The organism is Ensifer sp. NM-2 (assembly GCF_003024455.1).
Classification (GTDB): domain Bacteria; phylum Pseudomonadota; class Alphaproteobacteria; order Rhizobiales; family Rhizobiaceae; genus Ensifer; species Ensifer canadensis.
Genome location: NZ_PVZR01000034.1, coordinates 1 through 18,923, shown reverse-complemented (window position 1 = coordinate 18,923; position 18,923 = coordinate 1). Strand labels below are relative to the sequence as shown.

Genomic DNA, 18,923 nt, shown 5'->3' with positions numbered 1-18,923 from the left:
CGAAGCCTTAAGGCGGACGGGGATCGACAGAGGGGAAAAGAGGGCAGCGTGCCTGTTGAGGGAGCAACTGCGAACGGTCCGTTGTTGACTGTGAGCAACCTGACGAAATTGTTTGGCTCGTTTGCGGCCTGCAATGAAATCAACCTGCAGATAGACCAGGGCGAAATCCACGCCCTTCTCGGCGAAAACGGTGCCGGAAAATCGACGCTGGTGAAAATGCTGTTCGGCGTTCTCGCGCCGACGGTAGGCGAGATCGTGTGGCAAGGGCGCAGCGTGCGCATCGCCAGCCCGGCCGCGGCCCGCAAGCTCGGCATCGGCATGGTTTTCCAGCACTTTTCGCTGTTCGAGGCGCTGACGGTAGCGGAAAACATAGCGCTGTCGATGGACGGCAACATTTCGCTGGCCGAGGTCGCGGAGGAAGCTTCACGCCTGTCGCACGCCTATGGCCTGCCGCTCGATCCGAAGGCGCATGTGGCCGACCTTTCCGTCGGCGAACGCCAGCGCATCGAGATCGTCCGCGCCCTCTTGCAGAACCCGCGTCTGATCATTCTTGACGAACCGACATCGGTGCTGACGCCGCAGGAGGCCGATCGACTGTTCGAGACGCTCAACAAGCTCAAGGCGGAGGGACGTTCGGTTCTCTATATCAGCCACCGGCTGGAGGAAGTGCAGCGCATCTGCGACCGCGCCACCGTGCTGCGCCACGGCAAGGTCACGGGCGCCTGTGACCCCAAGGTGGAAACGCCGGCGTCGCTGGCGCGTATGATGGTCGGAAGCGACGTTGCGGCGGTGACCGCCGAGGGCACCAGCACCAAGGGCGAGGTGCAGCTGGAAGCGCGCCACCTTTCCGTTTCCGCACGCACGCCGTTTGCCGTTTCGCTGAAGAACATCTGTCTCAAGGTGCGTGCCGGCGAAGTGCTGGCGATCGCCGGTGTGGCCGGCAACGGCCAGGGCGAACTCTTCGACGCGCTGTCCGGCGAGTATCCGGTTGCAGACGATGCTGCGGTGCAGATCAGGCAAAGGCCGGTCGGCAACAGGAACATCAACGCGCGACGGCTGATGGGCGCCGGCTTCGTTCCGGAAGAGCGCCATGGCCACGCTGCGGTTTCGGCGATGCCGCTCTCGGACAATCTCGTGCTGGCCAGAAGCCGGTCCGACGCCAGGGCCTTCCTCGGCGGCGGCTTTCTCAAGATCATCCGCCGGGACGCGGTGACCACGGCGACCAAGCGCATCTCCGAAGCGATGGACGTGCGCAAGAGCGGGGAAGATCCTCCGGCCGGATCGCTTTCCGGCGGAAATTTGCAGAAATTCATCGTCGGTCGCGAGCTCGACCGCCAGCCCGCCGTCCTGGTCGTCAACCAGCCGACCTGGGGCGTCGACGCGGGCGCTGCGAGCCGGATCCGTCAAGCGCTTGTCGATCTCGCCAAGGCGGGCTCCGCGGTGCTGGTGATCAGCCAGGACCTTGACGAGATCTTCGAGGTGGCGACCGAGATCGCGGTGATCAGTGAAGGACGGCTTTCCGATCCATATCCGGCGCGCGAGCTTTCGCGCGAGAAGATCGGCCTGCTGATGGGTGGCATGTACGGCAAGACGGAAGACACGGGGGCTGTGCATGCGCATTGAACTGGAAAAGCGCGCCAAGATATCGGCGCTGTTCTCGATCCTGTCCCCATTCATCGCCTTTCTACTGACGATCATCTTCGGCGGCATCATGTTTGCACTACTGGGCAAGAACCCGGTCATGGCGCTCTACAGCTTCTTCGTCGAGCCGCTGAGCGAGGTCTGGTCGCTGCACGAACTGGCGATCAAGGCCGCGCCGCTGATCCTGATCGCCGTCGGCCTTTCGGTCTGTTTCCGCTCGAACAACTGGAACATCGGCGCCGAGGGGCAGTTCATCATGGGAGCGATCGCCGGCTCGATCCTGCCGGTGGTGTTTTACGAGTGGCAGTCGCCGCTCGTGCTGCCGCTGATGATGCTGATGGGCATGCTCGGTGGCGCGCTGTTTGCCGCCATTCCCGCCTTCCTCAAGGCGCACATGAACACCAACGAGATCCTGACGAGCTTGATGCTGGTCTACGTCGCCCAGCTCTTTCTCGACTGGATCGTGCGCGGCCCCTGGCGCAATCCGCAGGGCATGAACTTCCCGGAGACGCGCAGCTTTGCGGCTGACGCCATCCTGCCGGAACTGATCGCGTCGGGGCGCACCCACTGGGGTTTTGCCTTCGCCATCATCGCGGCGATCCTCGTCTGGTTCATGATGCGTTATACGCTGAAGGGCTTCGAGATCGCGGTTCTCGGTCAGTCGGAGCGGGCAGGACGCTTTGCCGGTTTCTCGTCGCGGCGGATGATCTGGTTTTCGATGCTGCTCTCGGGTGCGCTTGCCGGTCTGGCCGGGATCTCCGAGGTCAGCGGCGCGATCCAGCAGCTGCGCCCGGTGATTTCGCCCGGCTATGGCTTCACCGCGATCATCGTCGCGTTTCTCGGGCGGCTCAATCCGCTCGGCATCATCGCCGCCGGCCTCGTTCTGGCGCTGACCTATCTCGGCGGCGAAGCGGCGCAGCTCTCGATTGGCGTGTCGGACAAGGTCACGCGCGTCTTCCAGGGCCTGCTGCTGTTCTTCGTGCTCTCCTGCGACACGCTCATTCATTATCGCATCCGGCTGGTCTGGTATCGGTTTGCCGAGACAAACACGGACGGGAGCCGTTGATGGGGATCGTCGAAGCCATACTGTTGAGCGTCATCACCGCCGCAACACCGCTTGTCATTGCCGCCCTCGGCGAACTGGTGACGGAGCGCTCTGGCGTGCTCAATCTCGGTGTTGAGGGCATGCTGGTCATGGGCGCCGTCTGCGCCTTTGCCGCAACCCGGATCACCGGGTCGCCCTACCTCGGGATTCTGGCCGGGGTCGTCTGCGGCGCTGTGTTCTCACAGCTCTTCGCATTCCTGACGTTGACGCTGGTTGCCAACCAGGTGGCGACCGGCCTGGCGTTGACGCTGCTTGGTCTTGGCGTTTCCGGTATGCTCGGAGAGAGCTTTCTCGGCATGCAGGGCATCAAGCTGCAACCCATCGTCATCCCGGTGCTGGCTGATATTCCGGTCCTCGGGCCGCTGTTGTTCCGGCAGGACATCATCTTCTATCTGTCGATTGCCCTGGTCGCGGGCGTTCACTGGTTCCTGTTCAGGAGCCGCGCGGGTTTGAAGCTGCGCGCGGTCGGCGACAGCCATGCCTCCGCCCATGCCCTTGGCGTCAACGTCATCAGGACGCGCTATCTCGCGGTGATGTTCGGCGGTGCCTGCGCGGGCCTTGCCGGCGCGCAGTTGTCGCTGGTCTACACTCCGCAATGGGTGGAAAACATGTCTGCCGGCCGTGGCTGGATCGCGCTTGCGCTGGTGGTGTTTTCGTCCTGGCGTCCGTGGCGTCTCGTTGCCGGCGGCTATCTGTTCGGTGCCGTTTCCATCAGCCAGCTTCATGCGCAGGCCTTCGGCATCGGCATTCCGTCGCAATTCCTGTCGTCGCTTCCCTATCTCGCGACGATCGTCGTGCTCATCCTCATTTCACATAACCGGCGCACGACCCTGATCAATACGCCGGCATCGCTCGGTAAGCCGTTTGTGCCAGATCGGTGACAATAACAACCCAGACGGACGTTTCTCAAACCGACAGAGGTCAAGAAAATGAAAAAACTACTGCTCGCTCTCGCAAGTACCGCTGCCGTCATCGGCTTTGCCAGCGCCGCTGCCGCTCAGGACAAGGCGAAGGTCTGCTTCGTCTATGTCGGTTCCAAGACCGACGGCGGCTGGACCCAGGCACACGATATCGGTCGCCTGGAACTGGAAAAGAAGCTCGGTGACAAGATCGAGACGCAATTCCTCGAAAGTGTGCCGGAAGGCCCGGATGCCGAGCGCGCGATCGAGCGCATGGCACGTTCCGGCTGCGGCCTGATTTTCACGACGTCCTTCGGCTTTATGGATGCGACGATCAAGATCGCCCAGAAGTTCCCGGACGTGAAGTTCGAGCACGCCACCGGCTACAAGACCGCCCCGAATGTGGCGACCTATAACAGCCGCTTCTACGAGGGCCGCTACATCCAGGGCGTGATCGCTGCCAAGATGTCCGAGAAGGGGGTTGCCGGTTACATCGCCTCGTTCCCGATCCCCGAAGTGGTGATGGGCATCAACGCTTTCGTCGTCGGCGCGCGCTCGGTCAACCCGGACTTCAAGATCAAGGTCGTATGGGCCAACACCTGGTTTGACCCGGGCAAGGAAGCCGATGCCGCCAAGGCGCTCGTCGACCAGGGCGTCGATATCCTGACCCAGCACACCGATACGACGGCGCCGATGCAGGTGGCCGCAGAACGCGGCATCAAGGCCTTTGGCCAGGCATCCGACATGATCGCTGCCGGCCCGAAGACCCAGCTGACCGCGATCGTCGACACCTGGGGCGCCTACTACATCAAGCGCACCGAGGCTTTCCTCGACGGCAAATGGGAAACAACGTCGAGCTGGGACGGCCTGAAGGACGGCATCCTGACTATGGCGCCCTACACCAACATGCCTGACGACGTGAAGAAGCTGGCCGAAGAAGCGGAAGCCAAGATCAAGTCGGGCGAGCTGAAGCCGTTCACCGGTCCGCTGAAGAAGCAGGATGGCAGCGAGTGGCTGGCCGCAGGCGCATCGTCGGATGACGGCACACTGCTCGGCATGAACTTCTACGTCGAAGGCGTCGACGACCAGCTGCCGAAGTAAGCACAACGGAAGAACGCAGAAAATGTTCAAACCCCGCCGTTACGGCGGGGTTTGTCGTTATCGATATATTGGGCCGAGGCTTGGTGGCGCATTATTGCGGCATGACCCAATCAGCCGAGATTGATGCAATCAACGGTCGTGCGGGCCGGTTTCAGCCATAGTGCAGCTTGGCTGCATTTCGTGTAATGCTTGAGGAATCGGTTGGCCATTCCTGGGCCTGCTCATCCTGTTCGTGGGGATGGGTGGACCGGCGAGATATGGCATTTTGAGGCGCTGCATTTGGCGCTGTCAGGCAAGGGAGTGCCTGGAGGAGGTGGGTTGAACAGGAGCTTGCTGGAGACTGTCCTTTCCGGGACGCGGAAGCGCACCAGTCATGCGCATGTGGTCGACCAGCTTGGCAAGGCGATCGTTTCAGGCGAGTTCCCGATCGGGTCGATCCTGCCCGGCGATCCGGAGCTTGCAGCGCGCTTTAAGGTGTCGCGCACGGTTCTTCGCGAAGCGATGAAGACGCTTGCCGCAAAGGGTCTGGTCGTGCCACGGGCTCGCATTGGCACGCGCGTCACGCCCAGAAATGATTGGAACCTCTTCGACAACGACATCCTGACCTGGCATTTTGAATGTGGTGTGGACGAGGAGTTCCTCTACCACCTCTCCGAAGTGCGTCTCGCCTTCGAGCCGCACGCTGCGGCTCTTGCTGCGCGCAACGCTTCTGAGGCCGAGATCAGCCGCATGATGCGCCTCGCGGTCGCCATGGGTGAGGCCGGCCATACTGCCGAGAGCCTCGCCTTTGCCGATCTGAAATTCCATCTGTCGATTGCGGAAGCTTCGGGCAACCCGTTCATGCGGACGGTCGGTGGGCTGATCGAGGCGGCGCTGGTCGGCATTTTCAAACTGAGTTCACCCGTCGAAGAAAAGGGCGGCGTCGACGAGGTCGCCCGCAATCACATCCGCATCGTCGAGGAAATCGGCAGGCGCGACGAAGCGGGCGCGCGCGCAGCGATGGAAAATGTCATCAAGATCGGGCGCGAGCGCGTGCGCGGCGCCCTCAGGTCGGGCGAAAACTGAGCCACCTTCGTCGGACGTGTCCGAGTTTCGGTCCGCTCTCGCCTCGCGAAATACGGGCGAAGCGCATTTGGTGACACGGATTTCGAGAACTGCGCTTGCTCGGATCGCCTGCTGGCCTTATCTGGTGAACGGTCGCTCTCGATTGGGCGACTTTTCGTCAACGGTGACTTGGAGACCATGTCCGAATTTTTTGTCATTTTCGTCCTGCTTTTGATCAACGCATTTTTTGCTCTTTCGGAAATGGCAATCGTCTCGGCAAGCAAGCCATTGCTTCGCCAGATGGCAAGACAGGGAAATCTCCGCGCCGAAGCGGCACTGAAGCTGGCGGAAGACCCCGGCAAGTTTCTTTCCACCGTTCAGGTTGGCATCACGCTGGTCGGCACGCTCGCCGGCGCCTATGGTGGCGCGACGATCGCGGCCAAGTTCGCCCCCTTCTTCGACAGCATCGCCTGGATCAGCCCCTACGGTCATCCGGTGGCGGTGGCGATCGTGGTAACGTTCATCACCTTCCTCTCCGTCGTTATCGGCGAGTTGATCCCCAAGCAGCTGGCGTTGAAGAACTCCGAGGGCTTCGCGATGTTCGTGGCGCGGCCGATGACGCTTCTTTCGCGCATCGTGGCGCCGGTCGTCTATCTCTTCGAGACCTCGGCCGCGTTGATGATGCGGCTGCTGGGCATACGTCCGGATGATCCGGACCATGTTACCGAAGAGGAAGTGCACGCGATCATGGCGGAAGGCGTCGAGAGCGGCGCGATCGAAAAGTCGGAGCACGAGATGCTTCGTCGCATCATCCGCCTCGGTGACCGCAACGTGAAATCGATCATGACGCATCGTACCGAAATGAGCTTCATCGATATCAACGACAGCCTGGAGACCATCGGCGAGAAGATCCGCCAATACGGCCACTCCCGTTATCCCGTGGTCGACGGGCCGAGCGGCGATGTGCTTGGCGCGGTTCTGGCGAAGGAAATCCTCAATGCCCCGACGTCCGTTCCGCTCGACGTTCGCAAGTATGTGCGCGAGATCCATACCTTGCCGGAAACCGCGTCCTGCCTGAAGGCGCTCGATGCTTTCAAGTCGTCGAGTATCAACATGGCGATGATCGTCGACGAATACGGCAGCACCGAAGGCATCATCACCATCGCCGATATTCTAGAGGCGATCGTCGGCGTGCTGCCGTCGAACTATGACGATCTCGAGCACGCACTGATCCGCCAGCGCGAGGATGGAACCTACCTGGTCGACGGACGCACGCCGATCGATGAGATCCACCTGACCATCGGTATCGAAGGCATCGATGCCGACGGAAATTTTGAAACGATCGCGGGCTTTCTCGTTCAGCAGTTGCGCAAGACGCCGGAAGAGGGCGACATCGCGATCGCCCACGGTTACCGTTTCGAGGTCATCGATATGGATTCCCGCCGCATCGACAAGATCCTCGTCAGCCGTTGCGAGAACACTGCCGCCTGAAACCTTGCTGGGGACGCGACGCTGCCTACAGGGCCGCGCGTCTTACTAGGCGCGCAAAGGTCGCTGTAGCACTTTGAATTGCGTCATGTTTTATCCTTAAATCGAATACGATTTAGGAAACATGCAGTAGGCGTCGCTGATCGCCCCCTCTGCCACCGTCGCAGCAGCAACGATGATCGTTCCGGAAAGCAAATAACCGTAGAAAAGCAAAAGGTCGGGCAATACCCGACCTTTCCCTCAAATCATCACGGCGCCTGCTAGTACATCCGTAGTCATCCGCCTTGAGCGATGATTGAATGATCCTGTTATTAATGGGTCTCCATGTCGGGCATATGACAATGGAACAGCAAATATTCTTTGTTTCTGCTGACGCCGGGTCCGGTCGACCAAAAGGGGTGCCTGTTTTATCCCGATGATTTCGCCGGAAGCTATCTGAGCCGGACGATTTCGCAGGGTGTACCGGCGGGCGCCTCTTCAGCGTTCGGCGCGCGAACGATCAGACAATCGGACTGCGCGAACACCTTCATCATCGACGAGTCCTGCCGCGGGAAGGGGTGGGCGACGAGCGAACCGTCCGCATCGCTCGAAAGCCGTGCACGCACATAATCCTGGCGCTTGTCGTTGGCAGGCAGCGGCGAGGCGAGGCAGGCCGTCGTCAGCCGATCTCTATCAGGTAGTCTCGCCAGTTTGCGGACCAGCGGCTCAAGGAACAAGAGTGCACAGACGAGGCTCGATACAGGATTGCCAGGCAGGCCGAGCACCGCCATGTCGCCGAGCTGTCCGACCATGAGTGGTTTTCCGGGCCGCATGGCGATCCGCCAGAAATCGAGCGTCATCCCGCTCGCAAGCAATGTCGACTGCACAAGGTCATGATCGCCGACCGAGGCGCCACCGAGCGTCACGAGCACATCGGCTCTCGCTGCCCTTGCACGCTCGACGGCCGCCGAGATCGCCTGGCGGTTGTCCGGGACGATGCCGAGGTCGAGGATGTCGGCACCGTTGTCACGCGCAATGGCAGCAACACCGAATGTGTTGGAGGCAATGATCTGGTCAGCACCGGGTATGCTTCCGGGTGTCAGCAGTTCATCGCCGGTTGCAAGGATCGCGACCGTCGGTTTCTTGAACACTGGCAGCACCGCATGGTTCATGCCGGCGGCGACCGTCAGGCGACCGGCATCCAGAACGTCTCCCGCGCGCAGCACCGTTTCGCCGGCTGCAAAATCCTGGCCGGAAAGTCTGATATGCCGCCCTTTGCCCGGCGCGAACGAGGTGCGGATCTTGTTGTCGGCAAGCCGTTCGGTGTCTTCTTGGATGATGACGGTATCGGCGCCCGCGGGAAGCGGGGCTCCGGTAAAGATGCGGACAGCCTGCCCGGACTTTACCTCGCCATCGAAGCCATGCCCGGCCGCGGACTGGCCGATGACCGTAAGTTCGGCACCGATGGCGTGGACATCCTCATGGCGAACCGCATAGCCATCCATCGCTGAATTGTCGAAGGCGGGATGGGTGACGCGTGCAGTTACATCTTGCGCCAGCACACGGTCGAGGCCTTCATGCAGGCTCACATGTTCGATTGCGTGGCGGGGTCTGGCGCTGCCGAGGATCCTGTTGAGCGCGTCTTCAACGGAAAGCAACGACATCGTCGGTCAGTCTCCCTGGCGCCGATAATCGCCGGAGCGTCCACCGGATTTGCTGACGAGCTGGATGCCGCCGATTTCCATTTCTCGATCCGCAGCCTTCGCCATGTCGTAGATCGTCAGGCAGGCGATGCTGACGGCCGTCAGCGCTTCCATCTCGACGCCGGTCTTGCCGGTCAGTTTGGCAAGCGCTTCGACCCGCAAGCCCGGCAATGCTGGATCGGGTGTGATGTCGACCGACACCTTGGTCAGCATCAACGGATGACAAAGGGGGATCAGATTCGACGTCTGCTTGGCGGCCATGATGCCGGCCAGCCGCGCCGTACCGATAACGTCGCCCTTCTTGGCATCGCCCTCCAGGATCAGCGCAAGTGTCTCCGGACGCATGCGGACATGACCCTCCGCAGTGGCGATGCGGACGGTTTCGGTCTTGGCGCCGACGTCGACCATGTTCGCTTCGCCGCTGTTGTCGAGATGCGTGAGTGTGGTCTTGCCCATCACTCGGCCGCCAGCACGCTTTCGGAGCCGGTGAGGAGCACACGTGTTGCCGTCTCGACATCGCTCTTGCGCATCAGGCTCTCGCCGACCAGGAAAGTGGTGATGCCGCTCCTTTCCAGACGCTGGCAATCGTCATGGGTAAAGATACCGCTCTCGCCGACGAGCAGCCGATCAGACGGAACCATCGACGCCAGTTGCTCGGATACGGCGAGATCGACGTCGAATGTTCTCAGGTTGCGATTGTTGATGCCAACAAGTGGCGAGGCAAGCTTGAGCGCCCGCTCCATCTCTTCAGCGTCATGCACTTCGATCAGTACATCCATTCCGAGAGAAAAGGCAGAATCTTCCAGACGCCGGGCATCGTCGTCGCTGAGCGATGCCATGATCAGCAGGATGCAGTCTGCACCCCAGGCGCGGGCCTCGAACACCTGGTAGGTGTCGAACATGAAGTCCTTGCGCAAAGCCGGAAGCACGCAGGCTGCGCGGGCCGCCTCAAGAAACGCCGGCGCGCCCTGGAAGCTCGGTCCATCCGTCAGCACGGAAAGACAGGCCGCACCGCCGGCCTCGTAGGCCTTGGCCAGCGCCGGTGGATCGAAGTCGGGTCGAATCAGGCCTTTCGACGGGCTCGCCTTCTTGATCTCGGCGATCAGGCCGAAGCGGCCTTGCTGTTGGCGCGCTGCCAACGCCGCATGGAAACCGCGCGGAGCGGATTGATCGGCGATGCGAGCCTTCAGCTCATCGATTGACGTTTGCGATTTGGCCGCAGCGATCTCGTCGCGCTTGTAGGCTTCGATCTTGCGCAGGATATCGGTCATGGCGCGGTTCCTTGTCTCAAGCAGCGTTGTCTCAGGCAGCGTTCGAAACGCTGATCAGGCGCTGCAGTGCCGCCTTGGCGCCACCGCTGGAAAGCGACTGGCGGGCGAGCGTCATGCCCTGACCAAGATCTGCGGCCTTGCCGGCAATCATCAGCGATGCAGCCGCATTGGCAAGCGAAATGTCCCGGTAGGCGTTTTCTGCACCGTCGAGGACGGCCAAGAGCGCAACGGCATTGTGTGCGCCATCGCCGCCCTTCAGGGCGTCGAGGGTGACCGTTGGCAGGCCGAAATCTTCAGGCGTCAAGGTGAAAGCGGTGATCTTGCCGTTATCGAGAGCGGCGACCTGCGTCGTGCCGGTCGTCGTGATCTCGTCGAGGCCTTCGCCATGCACGACCCAGACATTCTCGGAGCCGAGGTCGCGCAATACTTCCGCCAGCGGCTGGACCCACTGCGGTGCGTAGACGCCGACAAGTTGCCGCTTGACGCCGGCAGGATTGGATAGCGGGCCGAGCAGGTTGAAGATCGTGCGTGTGCCGAGCTCGACACGCGTCGGGCCGACGTGGCGCATGGCGGAATGGTGCTGCTGGGCGAACATGAAGCCGACACCGGCTTCCCTGATGCAGCGTGAAATCGCCTCGGGGCCGATATCGAGCTTGACGCCGAGGCAGGACAGGGCATCGGCCGTGCCGGACTTGGAGCTCAGCGCACGGTTGCCATGCTTGGCGACCGGGACACCCGCGCCCGCAACGATCAGCGAGGCGAGTGTCGAGATATTGTAGGTACCGGCGCCATCACCGCCGGTCCCGACGATGTCGACAGCATCGGCCGGCGCGTCGACGGGGAGCATGCGGCCGCGCATGGCGGCAACGGCGCCGACGATCTCGTCGACAGTTTCGCCACGGACGCGCAGGGCCATCAGGAAGCCGCCGATCTGCGATGGCGTGGCCGCACCCGACATGATGATCTCGAAAGCCGCTCGTGCGTCTTCGCGGTTGAGAGCCTCGCCGGCGGCGACTTTGGCGACGAACGGTTTCAGATCACTCATCGGTTGCTTTCCTTGCCGCTTATCTCTGTGCCAAAGCCGTTTCGGCAAGCGTCTGATTGATCGAAACACCGTAGGCCGACTGCAGGGTCGATACCATTTGGTCGAGAATGTCGTCGCCGCTGGCACGGGCCATGGCCTGGATCTGACGGCTGTCGTCTTCCAGGGCATCGGTCGGGCCGTTGTTCTCGATCGAGGTGACCCGCAGCAGGATCTGACCATCGCCACCGATACCGGCGGCATTGGCGACGTGGCCGTCCGGGCCGCTGAAGGCAGCAGCGACGGCGGCCGGGCTCAGCGCCGCATCAGACGTCGACCGGGTCAATCCCGTCTTTGTTTCGACGGCAAGGCCAAGCTCGGTTGCGATATCGGCGAGCGTCGCGCCTTTTTCGATCCGCTGCTTCAGTTCGGTCGCCTTGGTGGCGAGAGCCGTGCGCTGCTGTTCTGCAGTCCAGTCTGCGGCGACTTCGTCACGTGCTTCGTCGAGCGTGCGGTCGCGAGCCGGAACCACTTCGTCGAGGTCGAACCAGACGTAGCCGTCGCGGCCGATGTTAACAGGCAGGGTTTCTCCGCCTACTTCAGCCTTGAAGGCGTCCGGCAGCAGAGCCTTCGGCTCCGGCAGGCCGGCGACTTCATCGCCATTCATGTCCTTGCCGGTCGCATCGATGCCGTCGACGGTCGCGACCTTCAGCTTGAGCAGTTCGGCGATGTCCTTGAGCGAAGCACCGGTCGCGCGCTCGTCCTCGATCTTGTCATGAAGGCCGATGATCTCGTTCTGCGCGTTGGAGAGGGCAATCTCCTTGCGGAGTTCTTCCTTGACCTCGTCGAAGCTGCGAACCGTCTCCGGGCGGATGTTCGTCACGCGCAGGATCACCGGTCCGAAGGCACCATCGATAACGGGCGACGTGCCGCCATCGGCAGCAATCGCAAACGCGGCTTCGCCGATCTTTGCGTCCGGAGCGCTTGCGGTGGTGAAGTCACCCAGCAGAACGTCGGCAGACGTCTTGCCTTCGGCTTTCACGATGTCGTCGTAGGACGTGCCGGCTGCGAGCTTGGCTGCCGCGGCGTCTGCCGCCTCACGCGAGGAGAAGGCGAGCTGTTCGATCGTGCGCGTCGCCTCGGTGCGGAAGCTGTCCTTGCGCTTGTCGTAGTCGGCACGAACGTCCGCATCGACCACCGCCGTCGCATCGGCAAGATCCTCGGGTGCAAGCTTCAGGTAGGTGATCTTGCGGTATTCCGGCGCGCGGTAGTTTGCCTTGCGGCTGTCGTACCAGGGGGCGAGAACGTCGTCGCCCGGTGCCTTTACCGGATCGATGTTGGCGTTCGACAGCAGGACGTAGTCGATCGAGCGCTTTTCGTGGCGATAGGAGCCGATCGCGTCGCTCAGCACCTTTGGCGCGATATAACCGTCAGACAGGGCATCGACGATCTGCGAGCGCACGGCGACCTGGCTGCGGTTGTTGATGTAATCCTGTTCGCGAAGGCCGGCATTGCGCAGCACGCTCGAGAACGTCAGGCGGTCGAACTGACCGTTGACGCTGTGGAAAGCCGGGTCTTCGGCGATGAGCTTGGCCAGCCGGTCTTCCGAAAGGCCAAGGTTCATATCGCCGGCTAGCTGATCGAGGGCAGCACCCGCGACGAGCTGGGAATAAACCTGCTGCTCGATGCCGAATGCCTTGGCCTGCTGCGGCGTCAGGCGCGTGCCGAGCTGGCGGGAAACGAGCGCAAGTTGGCGCTCGTAGGCGAGCCGGAAGTCCGGAGCCTTGACCTTGACGTCACCGACGACGACCACGGCATCCGACTGGTTCGCGATCATCGATGTCGATGCGCCCCACACCATGAAAGACAGCACGAGAATGACGAGCAGGCCTTTGACGACCCAGGTCTGGGCGGCTTTTCTCAGGAATTCGAGCATGGGGCAGAAACCTCGTTGCAGTGCGGTGGCTGTGAGCCAAACGAGTTCGTTCCTTAAAACAAACGAAACAGGAAATGAAGGGCGCAATGCCGCAAATTGCGCGCCAGCCGAAGATCGCGGGCAATCATGTGATTCGCAGGGACTTCGGGCCGCTGACGAATTTGAGAGCCGAGATCGCTGTCTGCGACGTCGATGGCCATCGACGGGAAGACGTTGCTGACAAAACGGATGTCGGATTTATTAGCCGGCAACAGAAATTTGACCGAAAAAACGACGAATTTGCCGGTGTTGGATTGAGATCGAAAACACTTAGGAACTATGGTTGCGCGTATCGGGGCGAGGCGATTCATGCGGCCCTGCGGAAAGACATGCCATGCAATCGACAATCGTGATGGTCAACCTGTTCGGAGCGGTAGCACTGCTGCTGTTCGGCCTTTCCCTGGTCAAGGAAGGGGTCACGCGCGCCTTCGGGGCGAAGCTGCGGGCTGGCCTCGCACAGGGAACGAGCGGCCCGACCCGATCGTTCCTGACCGGTCTCGTCGCCACGATTGCTCTGCAAAGCTCGACTGCGACGGCATTGATGACCTCATCCTTCGTGGAAAAGGGGCTCATTCGCTCGCGCATGGCGCAGATCGTGTTGCTTGGCGCCAATGTCGGCACGGCGATCACCGCCTGGATCGTCGCCACCGGCATCGAATGGCTGTCGCCGATGATCATTCTGGTGGGCGTCGTGCTGCATCGCGTCAGCCGCTCGAACGCCCGGCAGGGTCTTGGTGCGGCCTTTGTCGGGATTGGCCTGATGTTGCTGTCGCTGCATCTGCTTGGCCTGGCGACCGAGCCGATGCGCGAATCCGAGGCGCTGGCCGCGTTTCTCGGCATGCTCGATAGCGCCTGGCCTGTGGCATTGATCATCTCCGCGGGCCTTGCCTTCGCCTCGTCCTCCAGCCTTGCCGTGGTGATGCTGGTGCTTTCCCTTTCTACGGCCGGCATTCTCTCCGTCGGCTTGACGGTTGCGCTGGTGCTCGGCGCCAATCTTGGCGGGGCGATCCCGCCTGTCATGGCGACGCTGTCTTCGGCGCCGTCAGCACGACGGGTCACGCTCGGCAATCTCGTGGTCCGCGCCATCGGATGTCTGATCGCGCTGCCTCTGACCGGTGTCAGCGTCGAGCTCTTGCAAAGCCTGCCTTTGCCGAAGCAGAACCTGCCGGTGGACATCCACCTGGCATTCAATCTAGCCGTGGCGATCCTTGCCTGGCCGTTTGCCGGCCTGCTGTCGCGGCTGATGATCCGCTTCATCCCCGATAACGAAACGGACGAAACCGGGCCGCGCTACCTCGACGAGAACGTGCTCCATACGCCGGTCATGGCGCTTTCAGGCGCGACGCGTGAAGTGCTGCGGGTCGGCGACCTGATCGAGATGATGCTGATCCGCGCCCAGACCGCCTTCAACAACAACGATCTGTCCGAGATCCGCGATGTCGGCAAGTTCGAAAAGCAGGTCGATCTGCTGCAGCAGGAAGTGAAGATTTTCCTATCGCGCCTGGGGCGCGATGGCCTGAGCCCGGAAGATGGCCGCCGCTCGATCGTTATCATCGACTACGCCATCAACCTCGAGCATATGGGCGATATCATCGAGAAGGGGCTCTGTGAGCAAATCGGCAAGAAGGTCAACAACGGCCTGAAATTCTCCGAGGACGGCTATCAGGAGCTGAAGAGCCTCTTCAACCTGACGATCGACAATCTCAGGGTTGCTCAGACCATTTTCGTCACCCGCAACGCCGATCTCGCCCGGCAATTGATCGAGGTAAAGGTCAATGTCCGCCACATGGAGAAGCGGTCGGCCGAACGGCATATCGAGCGGCTGCGGGACGGACTGCTGGAAAGTCTTCAGACCAGCTCGCTGCATCTCGACATGCTGCGTGATTTGAAGCGCATCAACGCCCATATAGCCTCGGTCGCCTATCCCATCCTGGAGGAAAGCGGGCTTCTGACCGAGAGCAGACTGAGGCCGCAGGCGTGATCGTTATGAACCGGCGGCCGTTTCGCCGGGGCGCAGGCCGTTGCGGACGAATGCGTCGTAGCATGGCGTCAGCGTGATGCGCGTGTGGCCAGCCTCGAGGCTCGGCAGGTAGAGCGACAGCAGCGTCCTGTTGACGTTTGTGCTCGGGCAGGTCGGCACGAGTGCGATGTCCACGGCAGCGACTGCCGCGCGCACCTCCAAGTCCGGTGGCGGGATTGCGCGGAACGGATCTGCGCCGATGGCGACGCGTTTCGGCGCGTGGCGATCCATCAGCCACGGAAACGGATTGGCGAAATCGATATTGAGGATCGTGTCGAAGCGAACGCCATTGGCGTGCTCATAGGTACGCAATGCATCGATGGCATCATCGACATTCGTCAGCCAGCCGGTCTGGAAGTCGAAATCGCTGTAAAGCAGGAATGACGGCAATTCGCCCATGTCGGCCAGTGCCTCAAAGGCGCCTGGCTCGGCAAGATAGGTGTCTCGCATCCGTTCGGCCCGCAGCGAGAGGATCGGGCGGACATTGACAGCCCCCATGGTTTTCAGATTGCGGCTCTCGATCCGGATATTGTTGACGGCGCCGATCCACGCGCGCGCGCTCTTCTGGACGACAGTTGTCATAGGTGGCAGCGCCGCCGCGATGGCGAGGATAAAAACCGCAATGGTCTGCCGCCTGGATGAGCCATTCGCGACACAATCGAGTGTGATCTTGAGAAGCAGCGGGTAGAGGAAGATGAAGGCCTGGCTGCCGGTGTTCTGGCTCTCAAACAGGATGCCGGCAACGACAAAGGCACCGAGCCACAAGAAATTCTGATCGAAGACTTTGCGAATGGCAGCGATCGAAGGCCGTCGGCAAGCGTCCCGCATTGACATGGAATAGGCCGGCAACGCGGAAAAGAAGAGGGCGAGGCAGAGAATGCCTGCGGGCAGAAGCAGTCCGGCGTTGAGCGATGCAGCCTGAAGCAGGCGCGCCAACAGGATCCCGTCATTGACGTCGACCAAAGCCAGAATGTCGGCGACATAGGCCGATACCGCGCCGAGCGACAGTTCGATAGCGGCAAGAATGCCGAAGAAGATCAGGGCCGCGGTGACCGCCGAGCGCAGGCCGAGCCGTCCGGCCGCGAATGCCATCAAGCACAGGATGACACCGGCGATTGCGCCGGTGATCTTCACGAAAAAAAGTGCGATCATCGCTCCCGCGGCAACAACAGCGAGGGTACGTGGATTGCGGACATAGATCAGCGCCGCTGCGAGCACGTAAAGCAGTTGGCAGACCTGACGGTTGTAGATGCCGAAGCCGTCGGATCCCGGATAGGGGTAGAAGTCGCCGGTGTTGAACGGGAGAATGGAAAAGAGAAGGAACGGCAACAGGATGGTGTAGGCCAGCGCGCGCGAACGCTTTTGGATGTCGAGCACCACCAGGCCGATCAATGGCCCGGTGACGATGAGAAGGCACCAGCTGGCCAGCAGCAAGGGATGGCCGTTCGGGAAAACCGACAGCAAGATTGCAAAGAGATAGTAGCCGAGCGCCCCGACCGGTGCGAAGAAGTCGACCGAGGGGATCTGCGCGTCAGCAAGGCGATTGGCGGCGTCGAGATAAAGATAATGATCCCAGAACATCGGGCCGATCGGCTGCGGGATCGTGACCGTGAGAAGCAGCGACAGGAGGATGAGCGCCAGAACGAGCGCTGCAAGCGGCGACCGGATTGCAGCCCGAGCAATGTTGAACGGCTTTGCCGCTGCGTCGAGATCGGTGCTGGCATGCATTACTGCTTCTCTCCCCGGGGGAGCGAGGCACGCGCATGGGTTGCCGAGGCAGGCTCCGCTTCTCCTTATGCCATCATCGGGTTTTAAGCGGGTTAACGTGACGTGATTGTGTGAATTATGCTTCCCGCAATATGTTGCTGATAGGAAGGGGCCGAATCGGGCGACCGGATCTGGTTCTCAAGAAAAAGACCAAGGAGATCATTGGATGGAACGGAGTTGCCTGGCGATTGTTCTGGCTGCGGGTGAAAGCACGCGGATGAAATCGTCGATGTCGAAGGTGCTGCATCCGGTGGCCGGCCGGCCGATGATCGCCCATGTGGTTGCCGCCCTGTCGAGTGCATCGATCTCCGACGTCGCTCTCGTCGTCGGGCGCGACGCCGAAACTGTTTCAGGTGCTGCCGGCATCGACGGCGTATCGATCGCTTCGTTCCTGCAAAAGGAGCGGCTCGGAACGGGACATGCGGTTTTGGCGGCGCGCGAGGCGATATCAAAGGGGTTTGATGACATCCTGGTGGTTTTTGGCGATACGCCGCTGATCACGCCTGAGCCTCTCAAGGCGGCGCGCGACGGCCTGGCCGCCGGCAACGATGTGGTGGTCATCGGCTTTGAGGCCGCCGATCCTTCGGGCTATGGCCGGCTGATCGTCGAGGACGGCGCGCTGATCGCGATCCGCGAGCACAAGGACGCAACCGAAGAAGAACGCCGCATCACCTATTGCAATGGCGGCCTGATGGCGATCGATGGGCACAAGGCGCTCGATCTGCTCGATCGTATTGGCAATGCCAACGTCAAGGGCGAGTACTACCTGACCGACCTCGTCGAGATCGTGCGGGCGATCGGCGGCCGCGCCATCGCCGTCGAGGCGCCAGAGGAAGAGCTGACCGGCTGCAACACCCGGGCGGAACTCGCCTATATCGAGCGGCTCTGGCAGCAGCGCCGCCGGCATGAGCTGATGCTGTCCGGTGTGTCGATGATCGCGCCGGAGACCGTTTTCCTCGCCTGGGACACGGAACTGCAGCAGGACGTGCTGATCGAGCCGAATGTCGTGTTTGGCCCGGGCGTTCGCGTCGAGAGCGGCGCCATCATCCATGCGTTCTCGCATATCGAGGGAGCGACGGTGCGCGCCGGCGCAACGGTCGGACCCTATGCACGTCTGCGCCCCGGGGCTGATCTCGGCGAAAAGTCGAAGGTCGGCAATTTCTGCGAGGTCAAGAAGGCGGAAATCGGCGCCGGCGCCAAGGTCAACCATCTGACCTATATCGGCGATGCCTTCGTCGGGGCCGGGTCCAACATCGGTGCAGGCACGATCACCTGCAATTATGATGGCGTGAACAAGCACGAGACCCGCATCGGCGAGAATGCCTTCGTCGGCTCGAATTCCTCGCTGGTTGCACCGGTGACGATCGGTGACGGAGCGCTGGTTGCTTCCGGCAGTGTCATCACCGAGGATGTGCCGGCCGATGCCGTGGCCTTCGGCCGCGCACGACAGGAGATCAAGCCGGGCAGGGCGCGTATCCTGCGCGAACGCTACGAGGCACAGAAGGCCGCGAAAAAGGCGGCCAAGGCAGCCGAGTAGGTTCGCGTTAAATACTGAAACCGAAAGTGAAATCGGGGGCGGATTGCCTCGTCCGGCAAATGCGTTACCAAGGCAACGCGCCGGGCGGGACTTCCGCGCTGTCGATTGGGGCGTCGAAACGGCGCGGGACGAATTTGGAGACGACTATGTGCGGAATTGTTGGCATCGTTGGAAACCAGCCGGTCTCGGAGCGACTTGTCGATGCGTTGAAGCGCCTGGAGTACCGTGGCTACGATTCGGCCGGCGTTGCGACCATCAATGCCGGTACGCTTGAGCGCCGCCGGGCGGAAGGCAAGCTGGTCAATCTGGAGGCCCGGCTGCGCGAGGAGCCGCTGGCCGGCATGATCGGCATCGCCCACACCCGCTGGGCGA

General features: G+C 61.7%; 15 protein-coding genes and 1 pseudogene. 9 read left to right on the top strand and 7 right to left on the bottom strand.

The window, feature by feature from the left end; genetic code table 11:
- Positions 1–48: 48 nt before the first annotated feature.
- The 6 genes from C6558_RS35980 (at position 49) to C6558_RS35955 (ending at position 7,281) form a co-directional block, all read left to right on the top strand.
- Entirely contained in the window at positions 49–1,623 is a 1,575-nt protein-coding gene (locus C6558_RS35980; RefSeq protein ID WP_057209410.1) for an ABC transporter ATP-binding protein, read from the top strand.
- A complete protein-coding gene (locus tag C6558_RS35975) occupies positions 1,613–2,707 on the top strand; it encodes an ABC transporter permease (protein ID WP_057209407.1) in 1,095 nt (364 codons plus the stop codon). Before C6558_RS35980 ends, C6558_RS35975 begins: the two co-directional genes overlap by 11 nt.
- Positions 2,707–3,627: an ABC transporter permease gene (locus C6558_RS35970; RefSeq protein ID WP_025426993.1), complete on the top strand. Its 921-nt coding sequence runs from the start codon at positions 2,707–2,709 to the stop codon at positions 3,625–3,627. The genes C6558_RS35975 and C6558_RS35970 overlap by 1 nt, the downstream gene beginning before the upstream one ends.
- A gap of 48 nt (positions 3,628–3,675) precedes the next feature.
- On the top strand, positions 3,676–4,746 hold the full coding sequence (locus tag C6558_RS35965) for a BMP family ABC transporter substrate-binding protein (protein ID WP_025426994.1): 1,071 nt from the start codon (positions 3,676–3,678) through the stop codon (positions 4,744–4,746).
- 318 nt (positions 4,747–5,064) lie between these two features.
- Positions 5,065–5,811, top strand: a complete 747-nt coding sequence (locus tag C6558_RS35960; RefSeq protein WP_025426995.1) for a FadR/GntR family transcriptional regulator — start codon at positions 5,065–5,067, stop codon at positions 5,809–5,811.
- 177 nt (positions 5,812–5,988) lie between these two features.
- Positions 5,989–7,281 (top strand): hemolysin family protein, encoded by a 1,293-nt coding sequence (locus tag C6558_RS35955; protein WP_107028560.1) that lies wholly within the window; start codon positions 5,989–5,991, stop codon positions 7,279–7,281.
- Between the two features lie 428 nt (positions 7,282–7,709).
- Here the strand turns inward: C6558_RS35955 and glp are convergent, their stop codons facing one another.
- Genes glp through C6558_RS35925 form a run of 6 tightly spaced genes read right to left on the bottom strand, consistent with a single transcriptional unit; the run spans position 7,710 to position 13,538 of the window.
- Positions 7,710–8,921, bottom strand: coding sequence for a gephyrin-like molybdotransferase Glp (gene glp / locus C6558_RS35950; protein WP_057209404.1), 1,212 nt, complete (start codon positions 8,919–8,921; stop codon positions 7,710–7,712).
- A gap of 6 nt (positions 8,922–8,927) precedes the next feature.
- A complete protein-coding gene (gene moaC, locus C6558_RS35945) occupies positions 8,928–9,416 on the bottom strand; it encodes a cyclic pyranopterin monophosphate synthase MoaC (RefSeq protein ID WP_025426997.1) in 489 nt (162 codons plus the stop codon).
- Positions 9,416–10,231, bottom strand: a complete 816-nt coding sequence (gene trpC / locus C6558_RS35940; protein ID WP_025426998.1) for an indole-3-glycerol phosphate synthase TrpC — start codon at positions 10,229–10,231, stop codon at positions 9,416–9,418. The genes moaC and trpC overlap by 1 nt, the downstream gene beginning before the upstream one ends.
- 31 nt (positions 10,232–10,262) lie before the next feature.
- Positions 10,263–11,276, bottom strand: a complete 1,014-nt coding sequence (gene trpD / locus C6558_RS35935; protein WP_025426999.1) for an anthranilate phosphoribosyltransferase — start codon at positions 11,274–11,276, stop codon at positions 10,263–10,265.
- 19 nt (positions 11,277–11,295) lie between these two features.
- On the bottom strand, positions 11,296–13,188 hold the full coding sequence (locus tag C6558_RS35930) for a peptidylprolyl isomerase (RefSeq protein ID WP_025427000.1): 1,893 nt from the start codon (positions 13,186–13,188) through the stop codon (positions 11,296–11,298).
- Positions 13,189–13,241: 53 nt separating this feature from the next.
- Positions 13,242–13,538 carry a hypothetical protein gene (locus tag C6558_RS35925; RefSeq protein ID WP_057209401.1) on the bottom strand — a complete coding sequence of 99 codons (297 nt, stop codon included), beginning with the start codon at positions 13,536–13,538 and terminating at the stop codon, positions 13,242–13,244.
- A gap of 23 nt (positions 13,539–13,561) precedes the next feature.
- Here C6558_RS35925 and C6558_RS35920 point away from each other — a divergent pair, with 23 nt between their 5' ends.
- Positions 13,562–15,208, top strand: coding sequence for a Na/Pi cotransporter family protein (locus C6558_RS35920; protein ID WP_025427002.1), 1,647 nt, complete (start codon positions 13,562–13,564; stop codon positions 15,206–15,208).
- Positions 15,209–15,211: 3 nt separating this feature from the next.
- On the opposite strand, the gene C6558_RS35915 is transcribed toward C6558_RS35920, so the two are convergent.
- Positions 15,212–16,975, bottom strand: coding sequence for a hypothetical protein (locus tag C6558_RS35915; RefSeq protein WP_025427003.1), 1,764 nt, complete (start codon positions 16,973–16,975; stop codon positions 15,212–15,214).
- Between the two features lie 205 nt (positions 16,976–17,180).
- On the opposite strand from C6558_RS35915, the gene glmU reads away from it, so the two are divergent.
- Both glmU and C6558_RS35905 read left to right on the top strand, forming a co-directional pair.
- Positions 17,181–18,551, top strand: a complete 1,371-nt coding sequence (glmU, locus tag C6558_RS35910; RefSeq protein ID WP_025427004.1) for a bifunctional UDP-N-acetylglucosamine diphosphorylase/glucosamine-1-phosphate N-acetyltransferase GlmU — start codon at positions 17,181–17,183, stop codon at positions 18,549–18,551.
- A gap of 146 nt (positions 18,552–18,697) precedes the next feature.
- Positions 18,698–18,923 (top strand): annotated as a pseudogene (locus C6558_RS35905) (glutamine--fructose-6-phosphate aminotransferase); the annotation flags it as partial.

What these genes read in the sequence shown, in the direction of transcription:
- C6558_RS35975 (WP_057209407.1), top strand. Translation starts at nt 1,613, where the DNA reads ATGCGCATTGAACTGGAAAAGCGCGCCAAGATATCGGCGCTGTTCTCG.
- C6558_RS35970 (WP_025426993.1), top strand. Translation starts at nt 2,707, where the DNA reads ATGGGGATCGTCGAAGCCATACTGTTGAGCGTCATCACCGCCGCAACA.
- C6558_RS35965 (WP_025426994.1), top strand. Translation starts at nt 3,676, where the DNA reads ATGAAAAAACTACTGCTCGCTCTCGCAAGTACCGCTGCCGTCATCGGC.
- C6558_RS35955 (WP_107028560.1), top strand. Translation starts at nt 5,989, where the DNA reads ATGTCCGAATTTTTTGTCATTTTCGTCCTGCTTTTGATCAACGCATTT.
- glp (WP_057209404.1), bottom strand. Translation starts at nt 8,921, where the DNA reads ATGTCGTTGCTTTCCGTTGAAGACGCGCTCAACAGGATCCTCGGCAGC.
- moaC (WP_025426997.1), bottom strand. Translation starts at nt 9,416, where the DNA reads ATGGGCAAGACCACACTCACGCATCTCGACAACAGCGGCGAAGCGAAC.
- trpC (WP_025426998.1), bottom strand. Translation starts at nt 10,231, where the DNA reads ATGACCGATATCCTGCGCAAGATCGAAGCCTACAAGCGCGACGAGATC.
- trpD (WP_025426999.1), bottom strand. Translation starts at nt 11,276, where the DNA reads ATGAGTGATCTGAAACCGTTCGTCGCCAAAGTCGCCGCCGGCGAGGCT.
- C6558_RS35930 (WP_025427000.1), bottom strand. Translation starts at nt 13,188, where the DNA reads ATGCTCGAATTCCTGAGAAAAGCCGCCCAGACCTGGGTCGTCAAAGGC.
- C6558_RS35925 (WP_057209401.1), bottom strand. Translation starts at nt 13,538, where the DNA reads ATGAATCGCCTCGCCCCGATACGCGCAACCATAGTTCCTAAGTGTTTT.
- C6558_RS35920 (WP_025427002.1), top strand. Translation starts at nt 13,562, where the DNA reads ATGCAATCGACAATCGTGATGGTCAACCTGTTCGGAGCGGTAGCACTG.
- C6558_RS35915 (WP_025427003.1), bottom strand. Translation starts at nt 16,975, where the DNA reads ATGCATGCCAGCACCGATCTCGACGCAGCGGCAAAGCCGTTCAACATT.
- glmU (WP_025427004.1), top strand. Translation starts at nt 17,181, where the DNA reads ATGGAACGGAGTTGCCTGGCGATTGTTCTGGCTGCGGGTGAAAGCACG.